This window comes from Glutamicibacter soli (genome assembly GCF_003309065.1).
In the GTDB taxonomy this organism is placed as follows: domain Bacteria; phylum Actinomycetota; class Actinomycetes; order Actinomycetales; family Micrococcaceae; genus Glutamicibacter; species Glutamicibacter soli.
The window spans coordinates 742,896-758,595 of record NZ_POAF01000001.1 but is presented as its reverse complement, the minus strand read 5'-3'; the positions used below and the strand labels follow the sequence as shown (position 1 = coordinate 758,595).

At 69.3% G+C, this 15,700-nt stretch carries 14 protein-coding genes; 11 read left to right on the top strand and 3 right to left on the bottom strand.

Annotated features, from left to right (window positions below; translation table 11 throughout):
- The 8 genes from C1H84_RS18170 to C1H84_RS03530 form a co-directional block, all read left to right on the top strand.
- On the top strand, window positions 1-193 hold a 193-nt coding region (locus C1H84_RS18170; protein WP_181728022.1), incomplete at its 5' end, for a hypothetical protein.
- Window positions 194-353: 160 nt separating this feature from the next.
- Complete coding sequence (locus C1H84_RS03560) at window positions 354-1,700, top strand: DUF4872 domain-containing protein (RefSeq protein ID WP_047119626.1); 1,347 nt, start codon at window positions 354-356, stop codon at window positions 1,698-1,700.
- A gap of 70 nt (window positions 1,701-1,770) precedes the next feature.
- Window positions 1,771-2,922: a GuaB3 family IMP dehydrogenase-related protein gene (locus C1H84_RS03555; protein ID WP_047119625.1), complete on the top strand. Its 1,152-nt coding sequence runs from the start codon at window positions 1,771-1,773 to the stop codon at window positions 2,920-2,922.
- Window positions 2,923-3,133: 211 nt separating this feature from the next.
- Complete coding sequence (locus C1H84_RS03550; protein WP_047119624.1) at window positions 3,134-3,940, top strand: SURF1 family cytochrome oxidase biogenesis protein; 807 nt, start codon at window positions 3,134-3,136, stop codon at window positions 3,938-3,940.
- 19 nt (window positions 3,941-3,959) lie between these two features.
- Entirely contained in the window at window positions 3,960-4,457 is a 498-nt protein-coding gene (locus C1H84_RS03545; RefSeq protein WP_047119623.1) for a DUF3817 domain-containing protein, read from the top strand.
- A gap of 228 nt (window positions 4,458-4,685) precedes the next feature.
- Complete coding sequence (gene guaA, locus C1H84_RS03540; RefSeq protein WP_047119622.1) at window positions 4,686-6,272, top strand: glutamine-hydrolyzing GMP synthase; 1,587 nt, start codon at window positions 4,686-4,688, stop codon at window positions 6,270-6,272.
- A gap of 232 nt (window positions 6,273-6,504) precedes the next feature.
- Window positions 6,505-10,842, top strand: a complete 4,338-nt coding sequence (locus C1H84_RS03535; protein ID WP_244910794.1) for a DNA helicase — start codon at window positions 6,505-6,507, stop codon at window positions 10,840-10,842.
- Complete coding sequence (locus C1H84_RS03530) at window positions 10,843-11,199, top strand: hypothetical protein (RefSeq protein ID WP_047119620.1); 357 nt, start codon at window positions 10,843-10,845, stop codon at window positions 11,197-11,199. It begins immediately after the preceding gene.
- 82 nt (window positions 11,200-11,281) lie between these two features.
- On the opposite strand, the gene C1H84_RS03525 is transcribed toward C1H84_RS03530, so the two are convergent.
- The gene (locus tag C1H84_RS03525) at window positions 11,282-11,977 is read right to left on the bottom strand and encodes an RcpC/CpaB family pilus assembly protein (protein WP_113606533.1); all 696 of its coding nucleotides are present in this window, start codon (window positions 11,975-11,977) and stop codon (window positions 11,282-11,284) included.
- A gap of 75 nt (window positions 11,978-12,052) precedes the next feature.
- Entirely contained in the window at window positions 12,053-12,709 is a 657-nt protein-coding gene (locus tag C1H84_RS03520; RefSeq protein ID WP_113606532.1) for a 5-formyltetrahydrofolate cyclo-ligase, read from the bottom strand.
- 92 nt (window positions 12,710-12,801) lie between these two features.
- Here C1H84_RS03520 and C1H84_RS03515 point away from each other — a divergent pair, with 92 nt between their 5' ends.
- Window positions 12,802-13,419 (top strand): GNAT family N-acetyltransferase, encoded by a 618-nt coding sequence (locus C1H84_RS03515; protein ID WP_047119619.1) that lies wholly within the window; start codon window positions 12,802-12,804, stop codon window positions 13,417-13,419.
- Between the two features lie 183 nt (window positions 13,420-13,602).
- On the top strand, window positions 13,603-14,463 hold the full coding sequence (locus C1H84_RS03510) for a hypothetical protein (protein ID WP_146955844.1): 861 nt from the start codon (window positions 13,603-13,605) through the stop codon (window positions 14,461-14,463).
- Between the two features lie 96 nt (window positions 14,464-14,559).
- On the opposite strand, the gene C1H84_RS03505 is transcribed toward C1H84_RS03510, so the two are convergent.
- On the bottom strand, window positions 14,560-15,066 hold the full coding sequence (locus C1H84_RS03505) for an Lrp/AsnC family transcriptional regulator (RefSeq protein ID WP_053798500.1): 507 nt from the start codon (window positions 15,064-15,066) through the stop codon (window positions 14,560-14,562).
- 125 nt (window positions 15,067-15,191) lie between these two features.
- On the opposite strand from C1H84_RS03505, the gene C1H84_RS03500 reads away from it, so the two are divergent.
- Window positions 15,192-15,671, top strand: a complete 480-nt coding sequence (locus C1H84_RS03500; protein WP_053798499.1) for an NUDIX hydrolase — start codon at window positions 15,192-15,194, stop codon at window positions 15,669-15,671.
- The last annotated feature ends 29 nt before the right edge of the window (window positions 15,672-15,700 follow it).

Genomic DNA, 15,700 nt, shown 5'->3' with positions numbered 1-15,700 from the left:
GGAAACGAACTTGGACAAGATCGCTCCGGGGTGCAAGAACCACCACATCGAGTTCGACCATGAGGTGATCAAGATCGTGTGGGTGAAGGGCTTGCCGTGGGTGCTGCTGCCCAGGGATCGGGATCCGGCGCAGCGGTTGCGCAGGAATTACAGTCCTCCGGGCGTCCCGACCAGCATCCCGCTACCGGATTGACGAGCATTCGGTTTTCTTTCCGCGCGCAGTTGCCAATCCCACGTGCCCCGACCGGTCGCCAAACCCGATCTGACACGTAGAATTATTCGATGGCGGCGCGAGGTGCGCGTGCGGGGTCCCTCCCGCCACGGCGCCGCAGGACGGAAGGAAACCGATTCACGTGGCTCAGCCAGCGAACCTGAAGAAACTTGCCCGCGAGCGCATGGAGCGCACCGGCGAGAGCTATACGACCGCCCGCAAGAACATCCTCACCAACAAGCCCGAAAGCCCCCGGGCCGCCCGCGCCGCCGAAGCGCGCAACTACGCCTCACAGGGCAAATCCGGAAAGCAGGGCTCCGGCAAGGCCAAGTCCGCCAAACCAAAGCGCCCGGAACAGCCAGCCAAGGCACCGGCCAACTTGGACGAACTGCCCGAATACCCGGCCCCGGAGAACGTGGTGCAGTACGACGCGGCGCTCTGGCATCGCGTGCTCACCCAGGCCGGCGTGACCAACCCCGTCACCGGGCAGCCGTACTCCGAGGCCATGCTCGCGGGCCTGGCCGGCGGCGTCGGCTTCATGCAGCACAGCTTCCAGGACGAGGACGCCGTCAGCGTCACCCTGGTGACCCGCGCCCATCCTGAGCCATATACCCAGAACCTGTTGACCCGCTGCGGCGCCAAGATCAACGAGCGCACCACCGGTTCGGCCGTGCGCGCCGCCGAATACCTCGACACCGGGCTGGACGCCGGACGCGCCGTCGTGGTCCGCGTCGCGGTCAACGCCCTGCCGTGGATCGAGGAGGGCGAAGTCGACGAGTCGGACACCATCGATCTGGCAGTGGTTGGAGAACTCGACGACGACCTGCTGGTGGACGACGGTTCCGGCTCGCTGAACCCCATCAGCCCCGAGGACCTGACCGCTGCCCGCGCCCGCCGGAAGCGCGAGAAGTTCTGGCAGGCCTGGGTCACCTCGCGCCGCTCGCCCAAGCCCGAGGCCCTGGCCTCCAATGTGCTGGACGCGGTCCAGGAGACCACGGCCCGGCTGCTGGGCACCAGCGAGCTGCGCGGCATCCCGGTGCACTTCGCCAAGAACTTCGGCATCGCAGGCATGCGCAACTTCGCGGCCCGCCTGCGCGACACCGAAGGCAAAACCGGCTGGAACCAGATGTTTGCCGACGCCGAACAGCTGGAAATTGGGCTCTCGCAGCTGGCAGGCTTCCTGTCCGACACCCGTTTCGGCGGAATCGGCGGCCTGCGCGGGCTGTATGCGGACTTCCTTGACGAAGCCGCGGACCTTCCGGGCCTGTCCGAACTGGGGGAGCACTCCGCTGCCTACGCCCAGCTGGCGGCCTTCTGGATCGACTTCGCCCAGCTGCTCGAAGAGCCGGCGGACATCGACCAGCGCCAGCCGCTGTTCGACAAGATGGCACAGGTCATGGACCAGATTGCCGATGCCGAGCAGGAGGCCGCGCAGGCCCTGGCCGACACCGCGGCCACGCTGCGCACGGTGGCGGGTGTGGCGCACTAGACGCGCAGTCCGGCGCAATCTGGCGGTGGTCAAAGGCGGGAATCGGCCGCACTCTTGATAACCTAGGGTCGTGAGTAATGAGATTGAGATCGGCCGCGGCAAGCGGGCCACTAAGGCATATTCCCTGGACGACGTAGCGATCGTACCGAATCGCCGCACCCGTGACCCGAAGGACGTGTCGGTCTCCTGGCAGATCGATGCCTTCCAGTTCGAGACCCCGTTCATCGGCGCACCCATGGACTCGGTGACCTCCCCGGCCACCGCCATCGCGCTGGGCAAGCTGGGCGGCCTGGGCGTACTGAACCTCGAGGGCCTATGGACCCGCTACGAGGATCCGGCCAAGGTGCTTGAGGACATCGCCGGCCTGAACCACGAAGCGGCCACCCGCAACGACCCGAAGATCACCGCCAAGCTGCAGGAACTGTACTCGGCCCCGATCCAGGCCGAACTGATCACCTCCCGCCTGGCTGAAATCCGCGAATCCGGTGTGGTCGTCGCCGGCTCGCTGACCCCGCAGCGCACCCAGGAGTTCTACCGCACCGTGGTGGCTGCCGGCGTGGACATCTTCGTCATCCGCGGCACCACCGTGTCCGCGGAGCATGTCTCCAAGACCACCGAACCGCTGAACCTGAAGCAGTTCATCTACGAGCTCGACGTGCCGGTCATCGTGGGCGGCGCCGCGGGCTACACCCCGGCCATGCACCTGATGCGCACCGGCGCGGCCGGCGTGCTCGTCGGCTTCGGCGGAGGCGCGTCCTCGACTACCCGCCGCACTCTGGGCATCCACGCCCCGATGGCCACCGCCATCGCCGATGTCGCCGCGGCCCGCCGCGACTACATCGAGGAATCCGGCGGACGCTACGTGCACGTGATCGCCGACGGCGGCCTGGGCAACTCCGGCGACATCGTCAAGGCCATCGCCATGGGCGCCGACGCTGTCATGCTCGGCACCGCACTGGCCCGCGCCGATGAGGCGCCGGGCGCCGGCTACCACTGGGGCATGGAAGCAGTCCACGAGGTCAGCCCCCGTGGCGACCGCGCCCGCGTGGGCACCGTCGGCTCGCTGGAGAACGTGCTCTACGGCCCATCCCGCGAAACCAACGGCACCTCCAACCTGGTGGGCGCGCTGCGCCGCTCGATGGCCACCACCGGATACTCCACGCTCAAGGAATTCCAGCGCGTGGACGTCGTGCTCTCCCCGTACGAGTCCGACCGCTTTTAGGCACTCCGGGCGCCTCGCGCCCGCAGGCTTCCGCGGCCCGCCACCTGCGCCTTCACCGGGCAGGCGGCGGGCCGCCGCCGTTTGGCCGCACGCCGGCACCCCAACGAACTAGCGGCGCGGAAGGTTCCCGCGCGGGCTGCGGAGGTGTCCAAGGCCAATCTCACGCCCCGCGCATTTCTACTTCTACAGCCAATCGAAGTACGGTGGTAGGGTGCTGAAAACCGCCCTCAAACCCCAATGGCTCCTCGCGCTGCTGGCCGCCCTGGCGCTGGCCACCGGCTTCGTCGCCCTGTCCGGCTGGCAGTTCGGATCCTCCGAAACCGAGCCGCTGGTCAAGGCCGACAAGACCGAGGTCGCCGTCCCGCTGACCGAGCACCACCAGGTCGGCACTGAACTGCTGGGCACCGTGGCGGACCAGATCGTCACCTTCAGCGGCGAATTCGTCGAGGGCAGCGACGAGCTGGTCGCCCCGCGCCTGCACGACGGAGTCAAGGGCGCCTGGGTCGTCACCGAGTTCAAGGTCGACGGCGCGCCGAAGGATGCGGCCATCGCGGTGGTCCGCGGCTGGCAGCCCGATTCCTCGGCGCCCAGCCCCGCTCCCGAGGGCGAGCTGGAAATCACCGGACGCCTGCTGCCTTCCGAGGGCCCGGAGCTGGCCCACGACGTGCGCAGCCCCGCGCTGGAGACCCTGGCCTCCTCGCAGCTGTCCAACCTCTGGGACACCACCTTGTACGAAGGCTTCGTGACCGCCCACGAGATCAAGACCGCCGAAGGCGCCGCGGCCGAGCAGCCTGGCCTGTCCCGCGTCTACGTCGGTCCGCAGCCGCAGGAAGCCCAGGTCAACTGGCTCAACGTCTTCTACGGCATCGAATGGGTGGTGTTCGCCGGCTTCGCGCTGTTCCTCTGGTACCGCATGGTGCGCGACGACTACCAGCGCGGCATGGAAGAGATCGCCGAGCGCGCCGCCGAAGCCCACCAGAACGACCCCCGCGACGACGACGGCCCAGCGAGCAGCTGACGCGCCTTCGCATACCTGAATGACTGACCTCCCACGGAAGGACCGCCCGACCATGTCCAGCACCACCCCCGCACCCCGCCCCCGCAAGTTCGGCGGCACCCCGGCGCAGATCCGCTCCGCGGCTGCCTTCTTCCGGGTGTTCGCCTACGTCACCGGCGTGATGCTGCTGCTGCTCGTGCTGGAAATGGTTTTCAAGTACTTCTGGCAGCTGGAGCTGTTCATCGGCGGCCAGCTGCTTGACGGCACCGCCAACACCATCGGCATGCACAACCGAGCGGAAGTCGCCGGCGGCTTCAACGCCTCGCTGGGCATCCTGATCGCCCACGGCTGGCTCTACGTGGTGTACCTGTTCGCGGACTTCCGCCTCTGGTCCCTGATGCGCTGGCCGTTCTCCCGCTTCATCACCATCGCCCTAGGCGGCGTCGTGCCGTTCCTGTCGTTCATCACCGAGCGCAAGGTACACAAGGAAGTCATGGCGGAGATGGAAAACCACCCGAAGGCAGCCAAGCGCTACTAGCGGCACACGCTGTCGCAAACGTCCGGCGGGCCGCTTCCCCTTGCAGGGAGGCGGCCCGCCGACGTCGTTTCCACCCCGGGCCGGCGGGCGGCGGCGCCGTATTCCGCGCCCGGAACCGGCCAGGGGGCAGCGAGCGCGCCCGGAAACCGGCCCGAATGTGACCCGGTGGTGACGTTGATGACAGTGCCCGCGCTGTTTCGCGACCGGCGAACCCAGTAGACTGGGGGAGTGACTACTGCTCCCCTCAATCCAGAACATAAGCCGGTTCTGGTCGTCGACTACGGGGCCCAATACGCGCAGCTGATTGCTCGCCGCGTACGTGAGGCTCGTGTGTACTCGGAGATCGTTCCGCACACCCTGTCCACCGAAGCCATCTTGGCCAAGAACCCTGCAGCGATCATCCTCTCCGGTGGTCCCTCCAGCGTCTACGCCGATGGCGCCCCCTCCGTCGGGGCCGACCTGTTCGACGCCGGCGTGCCGGTGCTCGGCATCTGCTACGGATTCCAGGCCATGGCCAGCGCCCTGGGCGGCACCGTTGCCGAAACCGGCCTGCGCGAATACGGCCGCACCGCGACCGAATTCGCCGGCGAGGCACGCTCCATCCTGGCCGGCGCGGAAAACGCCCCGACCGTATGGATGAGCCACGGCGACGCCGTGTCGGAAGCCCCCGAGGGCTTCGAGGTCCTGGCCACCACCGCAGGCGCCCCCGTGGCAGCCTTCGCCAACGAGGCCAAGCGCCTCTACGGCGTGCAGTGGCACCCGGAGGTCAAGCACTGCGAGTTCGGCCAGGACGTTCTGGAGAACTTCCTGTACAACGGCGCCGGCCTGAAGGGCGACTGGACCGCTGACAACATCGCCGACGAGCAGATCGAGCGCATCCGCGCCCAGGTCGGCTCCGGCAAGGCCATCTGCGGCCTGTCCGGCGGCGTCGACTCCGCCGTGGCCGCCGCTCTGGTGCAGCGCGCCATCGGCGACCAGCTGACCTGCGTGTTCGTCAACCACGGCCTGCTGCGCGAAGGCGAAGCCGAGCAGGTGGAGAAGGATTTCGTCGCTTCCACCGGCGCCAAGCTGTACATCGCCGACGAGCGCGAGCGCTTCCTGACCGCGCTGGACGGCGTCACCGACCCGGAGACCAAGCGCAAGATCATCGGCCGCGAGTTCATCCGCGCGTTCGAGGCCGCCGAGGCGGCGATCATCGCCAAGGAAGCCTCCGAGGGCGAGCCGGTGAAGTTCCTGGTCCAGGGCACCCTGTACCCCGACATCGTCGAGTCCGGCGGCGGCGAAGGCACCTCCAACATCAAGAGCCACCACAACGTGGGCGGCCTGCCGGAGGACCTGCAGTTCGAACTCGTCGAGCCGCTGCGCACCCTGTTCAAGGACGAAGTTCGCGCCGTGGGCCGCGAGCTCGGCCTGCCCGAGGAAATCGTGGGACGCCAGCCGTTCCCCGGTCCGGGCCTGGGCATCCGCATCATCGGCGCCGTGAACGAGGAACGCCTCTCGATCCTGCGCAAGGCCGACGCCATCGCCCGTGCCGAGCTGACCGCAGCCGGCCTGGACGACGAAGTCTGGCAGATGCCGGTGGTGCTGCTCGCCGACGTGCGCTCCGTGGGAGTCCAGGGCGACCACCGCACCTACGGCCACCCGATCGTGCTGCGCCCGGTGTCCTCCGAGGACGCCATGACCGCAGACTGGTCGCACCTGCCGTACACCCTGCTCTCCAAGATCTCGAACCGCATCACCAACGAGGTGGACGGGGTCAACCGCGTGGTGCTGGACGTCACCAGCAAGCCACCGGGAACCATCGAATGGGAGTAACCGGCAGCTAGCTGTGCCGGTCCCGGGCCCGCCGCCAGGCGCGGCCCGGACACCCGAAGCGGAATCCATGCGGTGGGCCGCGGCGCGTTATGCGCCCCGGCCCACCGCCCGGGTTCCGCTTCACACGCTTAAAACGTGTTTCGCGCCGGTGTTCTGCCGCGCGCGTGCACTACGTTAGATAGAGGTGTCGCGCGCGGGCGCGCGCCGCCGCTAGGCCGGTTCAGTGAAGGGAATGACTGTCGTGACCAGTGCTCAGAATGCTGCTGCGGATCGAGTAGCCGCCTGGGTGAAATCCTTGGGGCAAAGCGCCGGGGCCGACACCACCTTGAGGTTCGCTCCGTCGACGTCCAACAGCATCGACATCACGCACGCCAACCCTTCGGGGCTGGCTCAATTCCTGGCCGGCCGACGCACCCGTCTATCCACCCTGCTGCACGACGCCGAGCAGTACGCCGCAGCCAAGCGCACCGCCCGCGCCTTGGCCTCCAAGATCAGCGAGCTATGGGACGAACGCGGCATCGACGTGGGCTACCTGGCCGCCGGCGTGGCCAACTGGCGCGCCGTGCACGAGGGCAAGAGCGAACCGGTCTCCGCACCGATCATGCTCGGGCGCATCACCCTGTCCAAGCACGTGGACACCGACGACTACGACGTCCAGCTGGTCGGCCGCGCCACCATCTCCCCGGCGTTCGTGCGCCAGTTCGAGGCCGACCACCACGCGACGATCGACGTCTCCGCGGTGGACGCCGCCGCCTACTCGATCGCCCGCTTCGACCCGGTGCGCGGCATGGACGCCCTGCGCCATCTGGTCTCCGAGGTGCCGGGTGTGGTCGTGGGCCACCGCCTGCTGCTGTCCACCTTCTCCGACCTCATCGACCCGGCCGACCCGGCCAAGCTCAACGGCCCGCACCCGGTCATCGAGGCGCTGATCCAGCACTCCGAGAACGAGAAGCTGGCCGAACGCGCCGCCAAGGTCGCCGAAGCCACCAAGGGCTCGACCGCGCTGGCCAACATGGTCGCCGCGAAGAACGCCACCCCCGACGCCGCCGGGAGCGAAACCGACGATGCCACATCCGGCGCAAAGCAGGATGCCAAGGCCAAGGCCAAGGACGACGCGAAGGCCGAGGAGCCGGAGGACACCGGTTCGCGGCTGCGCCGGGTCAAGAACCTGATCAAGGATTCGGCCCGCCCGCGCCGTCCGCACGAACCGGTCATCCGCCCCGCCGGCAAGCCGGTCCCGGGCGCGAACCGCAAGGTCCACACCGGGGACACCACCTTGGCCAAGTCCTCCGACGAGCGCGACCCCGAGGACGAGCTCTACCTGCTGGACGCCGACGAGTCGCAGTCGCGCATGCTCGAATACATCGCCGCCGGGGAATCCGTGGCGATCAACGCCGCCGCCGGCACCGGCGCCACGCAGACTGCGCTGAATGCCGCCGCGGTGCTGGCAGCCCAGGGCAAGCGCGTGCTGGTCATCGCCGAGCAGCGCACCGCCGCGGAGGAATTCGTCGAGCGCTTCAACGCGAAGCTGGACGCCGCCAGCCTGCTGCTGGAGCCGAACGAGGACCCGGACGCGGTCCGCAAGCAGCTGACCCGCGCCATCCTGCGCAACGAGCGCGCCACCGAGCCGCAGCTGGGCAACCTGTTCAAGCGCTTGCGCGACTCGCGCCACGCGCTGCACGAGCACGTGAAGTCGCTGCATTCGGTGCGCAGCCGCTGGGGCTGCTCGCCGTACCAGTCGATGCAGGAGCTCGCCCGGCTCTCCGCGCTGAACCCAGCCCCGTCCACCACGGTGCGGCTGAAGCGCTCGGTGCTGGACTCCATGGGCCAGCGCGGCCACGTCGCGGCGCAGCTCAAGCGCGCCGCCCAGCTCGGCGCGTTCTCCCGCGAGCACACCACCAGCCCCTGGCACGGCGCCCCGCTGCGCAACCAGGAAGCCACCGCGCAGGCGCTGAGCCTGGCCAGCGGCCTGGGCCGCGACCTGCCGATCCTGCACGAGCACATGCTCAAGATCGCCGAACGCAGCCAGATCCGGCTGGATGACAGCTACGACAAGTGGGGCGACCAGCTGGCCCTGCTGGTCGCCGTGCGCGGCTCGCTGGACAAGTTCGAGTCCGACATCTTCGAGGGCGACATCGACGATCTGATCGCCGCCACCGCCACCAGCGCGTGGCGCCGCGAGCACGGCGTGGAGATGGGCTCGCTGGTGCGCTCCCGCCTGCGCAAGATCGCCAAGGAATACGTCCGCCCGGGCATGCACGTGCCTGACCTGCAGGCTGCCTTGCAGGCGGTGGCCGTGCAGCGCGAGGCCTGGCGCGCCTACGCCACATCCCAGCGCAACCCGCAGGTTCCCGGCGGGCTGCTGGACGTGGAGGCCGGCTACCACGACGCCGGGGCGCGCATCGACAAGCTCTCCGCGATGCTGCCGGCCCGCACCGGCGGGAACCTGCGTGAAATGCCGATCACCCAGCTGCTGGATTTGATCGCCGCGCTGGTGGACCACAAGGAGGACCTCGCCGAGCTGCCCGAGCGCACGCTGATCGCCGAGCAGCTCTCCGAAGCCGGCCTGGGCGACCTGCTCGACGACTTCGCCGAGCGCCAGATCGACGCCGACGCGGTGGACGCGGAGCTGGAGCTGTCCTGGTGGCAGTCCGTGCTGGATGCGATGATCTCCGGCGACGACTTCCTGGCCATGAACGACGGCGCGAAGCTGGAGCGGCTGGAGGCCGAGTACCGGCTGGCCGACGGCGCGCACATCGCCGCCGGGCCCGAGCGCATCCGCTGGCAGCTGGCCCGCAATTGGAAGGCCGCCCTGGCCGACCACCGCGCCGCCTCCCGCGCCCTGCGCGAGATGCTCAAGGATAATACCGTCTCCATCGCCAAGGTGCTCTCGCTGGGCGAATCGCTGGTCAATTCGCTGACCCCGGTCTTCGTTTCCGCCCCGCTGCTGCTGGGCACCGCGCTGCCCGACGACGCCGAGTTCGACGCCGTCATCCTGCTGGAGGCCAACTACCTGACCCTGCGCGAGGTGCTTGACGCGGTGCGCCGCTCCCGGCAGGTCATCGCCATCGGCGACGAGATGCTCGGCGGCCCCAAGCCCTTCGAGGTCTCCGTGGACCCCACCGCCCGTATCGGCTCGCGCGACGCCGGGGTCTCCGCGCTGTCGGCGCTGAACAAGGTGCTGGTCACCGGCACCCTGTCCACCGTGTACCGCGGCATCGACGAGGGCCTGGTGCAGCAGCTGTCCGCCACCTACTACGATTCGGCGATCTCGCGGCTGCCGCAGGCCATGGCCACCGCGGAGCACTCGGGCAAGCTCAGCGCGCTGTACGTGCCCGACGCCACCGGCACCCTGGCCAGCAGCGACGACGGCGTGCAGACCACCGTGGCGGAGGTCGCGCGCATCGTGGACCTGGTCTTCGAGCACTTCTCCACCCGCCCCGGCGAGTCGCTGGCGGTCATCGCGACCAACCGCACCCACGCGTCGGCCATCGCGGAGGCCATTCGCGTGCAGCTGCCGAACCACAAGTACGCGATGGAGCACCTGCGCGCCAAGCACGAGCCGTTTGTGGTCACCACCGTCAACCGGCTGATCGGGCTGCGCCGCGACGCGGTGATCTTCGCCTGGGGCTACGGCCGCACCCCGCACGGCAAGACCCTGCACGAATTCGGCGAGCTCTCCCGCCCAGGCGGCGAGCAGCTGTTCGTCGCGGCGGTCACCCGCTCGCGCACCCGGCTGACCCTGGTCTCCAGCCTGCAGCCCGAGGAGCTGGAAGCCTCCCGTTTGCACCACGGCGCCGGCGCGTTCTTCGACCTGTTCACCCGCGTGCAGGCCGGCGACTCGGCGATCGCCAGCTGGGCGCACCCGCGTTTCGACGCGTTGGTCTCCGACTTGGCCCGCCGCCTGCGCGAACGCGGCGCGATCGTCTCGGAGGACTACCGCGGTGTGCTGGACCTGGCCGCGCATGCCTTCGACGTCGACGGGCAGGACATCCGCCCACTGGCAGTGGTGTACGACGGCACCGAGCACTACGCCGGGCTGACCGTGCGCGAGCGCAGCCGCCTGCGTCCGGACTTCTTCGAGAACCACGGCTGGCGCTACGTGCCGCTGTGGACCATCGACGTGTTCACCGATCCCGGGGCGGTCACCGACCGCCTGGCCCGCTACCTGCAGCTGAAGCTTGCCTCCGCGCCGGCGCCCTCCGAGCAGTCGCGCGCCTCGCTGGCCGCGGCCCCGCCGGTGCGCGCCAGCCAGGTCACCTCCGGGCCTGCCGCGGAAGCCACGCCGGACGCCAAGGCGGATGCGAAGACCGGTGCAAAGACCGAGGCCGCAGCGCAGCCGAAGTCCGACCAGGACGCCTCAGAAAGCGCACCGAAGGACCAGGCGCCAGCGGCCACGGACGCCGGGGCCAAGGAGACAGGCTCCCAGGAATCGGGTTCCAAGGACGCCGAGTCCAAGACCGCTCAGGCCAAGGACGAATCTCCAGCCACCAAGGCCGACGCAGACGGCGCCACCCCGAAGCCGGTGCCTGCCAGCACCCAGCCGACGGATACGGAGCGCTCGAAATAGATGGACGAATCCGTACCCGGTGCTGAGCCCCTGCCCGCGGCGGGGGAGCAGCGCCGGGATCCGCAGCCGGCGCCCCGCAAGAAGCGCGCGCGGGTCATCGCCCCGCCGCAGCACCTGCAGGCCCGCGTGCAGCTGACCGGTTCCTACACCCCGGTTCCGCACACCTCCTCGGTGGACGAGTCCTCCGCGAACTCGCGTCCGGCCAACTCCATCGCGCAGGCCGCCAGCCCCGCGAAAACCACCCGGGATCCGCTGGCCGGACTGCGCGCCAAGGACGACGACCCCCGCCTGTGGGGAGACGCGCCCGAGGACCTGGCCGAGGCCATGAAACGCGAAAAACCCCCGCACTGGGGGTAGCCCGGGCCAAGTGCTAAACAGCCCGCCGACCGCCTGCAGCACGCAGGGGAGCGGCGGGCTTTGCGCTGCCCGGGGCACGGGGCTAATTCACCAGCACCGCGGAGACCTTTCCGCGGGACACCGCCCCGGCCAGGTCGTCGGAGAGGCTGGCCGCGGCGGCCACCACGATGATGCCCTCGCCTTCGGCCGGGCTCCCGGAGAGCATGCCGAACTCGCCGCGGTCGGCCGCCGGCACCCAGAGCACCGCCACACCTTGTGCGATGGTCTCCGAGCGGATCTGCCGCTCGAACCCGTCGCCGGTGGTGAGCACGATGTCCACCAGCTGCCCGGGATTCAGCAGGCCCACGGCGGCCGGATCGCTCAGCCGGATGGGGACTGCGACGGTGCCAGGGGCGCTGCCTGCCAGCAGCTGCGGGCCCACCAGCAGGTAGCTGCGCAGGGCCGTGCCCGCCGGCACCGCGATGGCCAGCCGCTGGCCCACCAGCTCCTGCGGGTCGGTCAGCAGCCGGTGGTCGTTGGGGTCCGCCGGGATGCGCTGCAGCTGCACGTCGGCGGGGGAGATCACGGCCCCGGCGGCCAGATCGGAGACCGCCACCACGACCTCGCGCTGGGCCAGCTGGCCGGAGGAGAGCTCGTTCAGGGCCGCGGCGGCGGCCAGCAGCAGGCAGGCGATGGCCAGCGGGCGGCGGTAGCGGCGCAGCGCCTCGTGGCGGGTGCGCACCGGGCGCACCTTGGGCCGGGGGATCACCGGGGCGCGGCGTGTGGCGGGACTCTTCATGCACCCAGTGCACACCCGGCCAGCCGACGGGCGCCGGGAACGAGGACGGAGTGGGGAAAACGCCGGGGCGGAACCCTAGCCCAGGAAGTGGCGGGCGCCGCCGGGGGTGATGACCAGGTCCACGGGCATGTCGTGCGGCGCGACGGAGAAGGTCCCGGAGGCCACGACCTCCTCGTCGTACACCATTGCGGCCACCTGCACCGGGAACTGCTCGATCTGCGGCAGGAAGCGGTCGTAGTAGCCGCCGCCCTGGCCCAGGCGCAGCCCGTCGGTGTCGATCGCCAGCGCCGGGATGAACACCGTGGCGACCTCGTCGAACAATTCAAGTCCTAGACGCGGGCCCACCGGTTCCATGACCGGCGCGCGCGGGCTGCGGACCACTTCGACACCCGGGAACCACTGCACCCAGGACAGCTGGTACTGCGGTTCGCACACCGGGACGTAGACCTGGATGCCGTCGGCGACCAGCGCCGCCAGCAGAGGTTCGGTGTCCGGCTCGTCCGGGGCGGAGCAGTAGGCGGCGACCGTGCGCACCACCGGGGCCAGGTCCTCCAGATAGCGGCGCACCGTATCGGCCATGGCCGCGGAGCGCTGCGCCCGGACCTCGGCAGGCAGCGCGCGCCGCGCCGCGCGGATCTGCGCGCGCAGGGCCTTTTTCGACTCGGCGAAGGCGCCTGCGGGCGCGGCGGCGGAATCGGCCGGAACGGCGGAGGGTGAGCTCTGTGCATCCATGGCACCAACTGTACTCACTGCGCGGCCCGCGCCGGACTCCGTGTGACACACGGCGGCCGCCGCCGGGGCCGCGCGGCGGATACCATAAAGGCATGAAAGGCTTTTGGCGCGGCAAGGCCGCGGTCCCGGATCTGGTGTCGCAGCGTTTGGCGCTGCGCCAGCTGAAGCTGTCCGACGCCGCCGAGTGGTCCGCGCTGCGCCATGCGAACGCGAAATGGCTCAAGCCGTGGGACCCGACCAACCCCTCCGGCCCGCCCGAGGCGATGACCTACCGCGAGATGATCGGGCTGAAGCACAACGCCGCCCGGGAGGGCACCGGCTACGCCTGGGTGCTCACGCTGCCGCAGCTGCACAGCGCGAACCCGCCGATCATCGGCCAGGTATCGGTCAGCGGGGTGCAGTGGGGCGCCGCGCGCACCGCGTCCATCGGCTACTGGATCGACCAGTCCCATGCGGGGTTCGGACTGATGCCGGAGGCCTGCGCGCTGGTCATCGACCACTGCTTCGGCGCGCTGGGCCTGCACCGGCTGGAAATCAACATCCGCCCGGAAAACGCCGCGAGCCTGCGGGTGGTGGACAAGCTGAAGTTCCGCGACGAGGGCCTGCGCCGCGGCTACCTGCACATCGACGGGCAGTGGCGCGACCACCGCACCTTCGCCCTGAACCGCGAGGAGCTGGCAACACCCATGATCGAACGCATCTACGAATAAATCCGCCAATTCCAGGCGGAATCCGCAAATGTGCTTCTGAGGTGGCACATCGTGCACGAAAACTTTGCAACACGCCTACGCAAGTGCGGGTGACCGGTTCATCGGTTGCATAGTGTTGAGTCGAGAAGCCGTATCCGGTTTCCCGCAGGATTTGACCGAACCTATCGGTGATGGAGGAACCACATGGCCGGCACGTCACAGAGCGCTTCGCAGGCGAAGGCTGTCTCTGAATTTAGGATTCGCGTGCGCTACGGCCGGTTGTCTCTTGCCTTGCTGGGTTTGCTGGCCGTCGTGGCCACCCTGGTCGGACTGGTGCTCGCACCGTTCACCGCGCTGACCTTCGGCTGGGTCGGCATCTTCTTCCTGGTCGGACTGGGCTCCTTCGCCTCGCTGCGCATGCTCGCCGTGCGCGACCGCAACCGCAAGCTGCTGGCCACCTTAGAAGCCACCCGCCAGCGCGCGATGCAGACGCCCGCCATGGAGGACGGCGCCAACCAGGTGCTGGTCCGCAAGCAGGACACCGACGACGAGGTCTTCGACGCCCGCCCCGGTTCCTCCCGCCGCGCCCCGGCCATCACCGCCGACGAGTTGCGCGCCGAGGCGCTGCGTGTCGCCCACGGTTTCGGCGGCGTGAAGCAGCCGGATACCTGGGAGCCGACCAACGTGCCGCGCCCGACCTATGTCCAGGTGCGCGAAGCCACCCAGCGCGAGATCGCCGCGCGTGTGCGCCCGGAACCGTTGCCGGTCTCCGAGCCGCTGCGCCCGAGCAAGCAGATCAGCCTCAAGGCCTCCGAGGACGCCAAGCGGATCGCCTCGGAAGTCTCCGCCGAGGACCAGGCCGCCGTGGCCAGCGTTCCGGCCAAGCTGGCTCCTGCCGCGAAGGACGCCGCAACCCAGGCCCCTGCCGCTGCAGTGAAGCCAGCGGTCGAGGCCACCGGCACCGAAACCGCCGCCCCGCGCACCGAGGCGCCGGCCCAGGACAAGTCGGCAGCCTCCAAGGCCCGACTGAACCTGGACGCCGTCATGCAGCGCCGCCGCGCCTAGCGCACCAGAGACCAGCAAAAAACCTGCGATCCGTGTGGATCGCAGGTTTTTTGCCGTTTCGGGGTCTTCGCGCCGCAAGCCCCGGGGCCGCCGGTCCTAGAGGTTCGCGTCCTCGGAGGGCAGCGGGCCGCGGTGGCCCATGTGGTGTGCGAAGACCAGCGTGGTCTCGGTGTGCCCCACGGACTCGTCGGTGGCCAGGTTGTCCAGCACCCAGTCGCGCAGCGCCTCGGTGGAGCTGACGGCAATATGCAGCAGGTAGTCGGTGCCGCCGGAAACATGGAACATGGACAGCACCTCTGGCAGCTGCGGGATGCGGTCGACGAAGGTGTCGATCTTCTCGCGATCGTGCACCCGCAGCTTCACGGAGATCAGCGCCTGCACGGTGCGGCCCACGCTGCGCAGCGAGACCTCGGCGTGGTAGCCGGTCAGGATGCCGCGCTCCACCAGCGAGCGGGTGCGCAGCAGCGCCGTTGACGGGGCGATGCCCGCGCGCTGGGCCAGCGTCGCATTGGAGATGCGCGCATTGGCGACCAGCTCGTCGATGATGATTCGATCAATCTCGTCGAGATCGGTACCGTGGGTCTGCTCTGATTGCGATGACATAAGAATATTTCACCATACTTGGGCTCAATCGAGCACTGCTTCGATGAGCCAGGTGCGTGCCGTGCCTCCGCCGGGCCGCGGCTCAGCTGTCCGGAACGTCCGGCACCGGCGGATATATTAGTGTCATGACACGAGCATCCGAGCAGACCGGAGAACTGTACGACACCCGATTGGCCGCCTACGCGCTGGTGGAGAACGACGGAAAGGTGCTGCTGACCTTGTGGGACATGCGCCACCGCGATCCGCGCTTCATCCCGCGCTGGACGCTGCCCGGCGGCGGCATCGACCTGGGCGAGCAGACGTCGGACGGCGTGATCCGCGAGGTCTTCGAGGAAACCGGCTACCACGTCGACACCCTGGCGCTGCTGGACGTCACCACCGGCATCATCCCCGGTGCCAAGCGCTACTCGGGGGAGGGCCACCCCATGCAGACCGTCGCGGTCACCTACACCGCGCAGCTGGCCGGCGGGGAGCTGCGCGCCGAGCAGAACGGCTCCACCAGCCAGGCCGGCTGGTTCACCCGCGAGGAAATTCGCCAGCTGAACAGGATCGAAAGGGTGGATGTGATGCTGCGGATGACCGATCCCGGCGCGCGCAACCGCTGATCCGGGCCGTGCTGGCCTAAAATCGGTAG

Bases quoted from the DNA above. Each gene is read 5' to 3' on its own strand.
- C1H84_RS03530 (WP_047119620.1), top strand. From the start codon at position 10,843: ATGGACGAATCCGTACCCGGTGCTGAGCCCCTGCCCGCGGCGGGGGAG.
- C1H84_RS03545 (WP_047119623.1), top strand. From the start codon at position 3,960: ATGACTGACCTCCCACGGAAGGACCGCCCGACCATGTCCAGCACCACC.
- C1H84_RS03510 (WP_146955844.1), top strand. From the start codon at position 13,603: ATGGCCGGCACGTCACAGAGCGCTTCGCAGGCGAAGGCTGTCTCTGAA.
- C1H84_RS03500 (WP_053798499.1), top strand. From the start codon at position 15,192: ATGACACGAGCATCCGAGCAGACCGGAGAACTGTACGACACCCGATTG.
- C1H84_RS03520 (WP_113606532.1), bottom strand. From the start codon at position 12,709: ATGGATGCACAGAGCTCACCCTCCGCCGTTCCGGCCGATTCCGCCGCC.
- C1H84_RS03525 (WP_113606533.1), bottom strand. From the start codon at position 11,977: ATGAAGAGTCCCGCCACACGCCGCGCCCCGGTGATCCCCCGGCCCAAG.
- C1H84_RS03515 (WP_047119619.1), top strand. From the start codon at position 12,802: ATGAAAGGCTTTTGGCGCGGCAAGGCCGCGGTCCCGGATCTGGTGTCG.
- C1H84_RS03535 (WP_244910794.1), top strand. From the start codon at position 6,505: ATGACTGTCGTGACCAGTGCTCAGAATGCTGCTGCGGATCGAGTAGCC.
- C1H84_RS03505 (WP_053798500.1), bottom strand. From the start codon at position 15,066: ATGTCATCGCAATCAGAGCAGACCCACGGTACCGATCTCGACGAGATT.